This window comes from Rhizobacter sp. P1_G5 (assembly GCF_056405435.1).
Genome location: NZ_JBFUCB010000916.1, coordinates 1 through 1,707 on the forward strand (window position 1 = coordinate 1; position 1,707 = coordinate 1,707).

General features: G+C 72.7%; 1 protein-coding gene. It reads left to right on the forward strand.

The window, feature by feature from the left end; translation table 11 throughout:
• Positions 1-1,557, forward strand: a 1,557-nt coding sequence (gene mltA / locus AC1D12_RS32680) for a murein transglycosylase A (RefSeq protein ID WP_477845289.1), incomplete at its 5' end; no start/stop codon positions are given.
• Positions 1,558-1,707 lie beyond the last annotated feature (150 nt).

Below are 1,707 nucleotides of genomic sequence, written 5' to 3' on the forward strand. Positions count from 1 at the left end.
GCGGTGGCCGGCGGGCCGGCGGCGCCGCTGTCCAACGCCGGCGTCGCGCCGGGCGTGGCGACCCCGAAATCGGGGGTGGCGCGGGTGGCGGCGCCGAGCGAGGTGCGCACCCGCAACGCCGTCTTCAAGCTGGCGGGCTTCGACGAGCTGCCCGGCTGGCAGCAGGACGACCTGCGCGCCGGCTGGGGCGCGTTCCGCAATTCGTGCGAGGCGCTGCGCAAGCGCGACGAATGGCGCGAGATCTGCGACGCGTCGCAGCGCGTGCCGGCCGCCGACACGGCGGCGATGCGGGGCTTCTTCGAGAGCCGTTTCTCGCTGCTGCGCATCCTGAACACCGATGCGAGCCGCGAGGGCGACATCACCGGCTACTTCGAGCCGCTGCTGGACGGCCAGCGCCAGCGCAGCGCCGTCTACGACGTGCCGGTGCTGGGCGTTCCGCGCGACCTGTACACGATAGACTGGTCGAGGGTGCCGAAGGCGCAGCGGCGCGGCGTGATCGCGGTGCGTCCGGACGGCAACCAGCTGGTGGTGCTGCCGGCGCCGCAGGCCGGCAGCTACGCGATGGACCTGCGCCGCTTCGAGCTGGACGACCGGGATCGCCGGCTGCGCGTGCGGCTGACCGGCAGCGGGGCCACGGCCCGTGCCGAGCCGTACTACACCCGGGGCGAGCTGGAGGCGCTGAACCTGCCGCAGGACATCGGCGCGCCGGTGCTCGCCTGGGTGGCCGACGGGCTGGCGCTGTATGCGATGCAGGTGCAGGGCTCGGGGCGCATCCGCCTGCCCGACGGCAGCATCCTGCGGGTGCAGTACGCCGAGCAGAACGGGCATCCGTTCAAGCCGTTGCGGGTGGCAGCGGTCAAGAGCACGAAGGTCGTGACGCGCGGCACCGGTGCGGCGGCGGAGCAGCCGCAGGAGTTCGTGCTGGAGGACGACGAGGCGGTGGCGGATGAAGCACCGGTCGTGACGCGAGGCGGCAAGCCCGTGCCGGCGGCGCCGCGCAGCCCGTCGCGGGCATCGGACAGCCTCGTCGACCAACTGCTTGGCGGCGCAAAGGCGCCGGCAGCAGCGTCTGCGAAGGCGCCGGCGCGAGTCACACAGGGCCGGCTGGTATCCGACCCCAGCTATGTGTTCTTCAAGCCGGTGACCGACCGCCCGGCGGCCGAGGGCCCGCAGGGGGCGCTGGGCGTGCCGTTGACGGCGGGGCGTTCGGTAGCGGTCGACCCCAGGGTGACGCCGCTCGGCTACCCGGTGTTCCTCAGCGCGCCGGCGCCGTCGGGCTCGGCGATCCAGGTGCAGCGGTTGGTGTTCGCACAGGACACCGGCGGCGCGATCCGCGGTGCGGTGCGGGCCGACTATTTCTGGGGCTTCGGCTCCGAGGCCGGGCAGAACGCCCGAAGCACGAAGCACCGCGGGCAGATGTGGGTGTTGTTGCCGACGGCGGAGGCGAAGCGGCTTTCCAGCAGCCGGATCGTCACGCGGGGTGGCGCAGTCGCTTCCGACGTCGAGCCGGGGCAGTGCCTGGTGGCTGACGGAGACTTCTGCTCAGAGGCCGACTGATTTTCCAGAGCACCCGCACGCTCGTCGGTCACTTCAGTCTTTTCCCCCCRACAAGAGCKGGTGGTGCTTGGCGTCGCGGCGGGTGAGGGGCTGGGCTGGGGGCGATTTCTGAGGCGACGAAGAAGCTTGGCTTCGGGGGTGGCGCGCGCC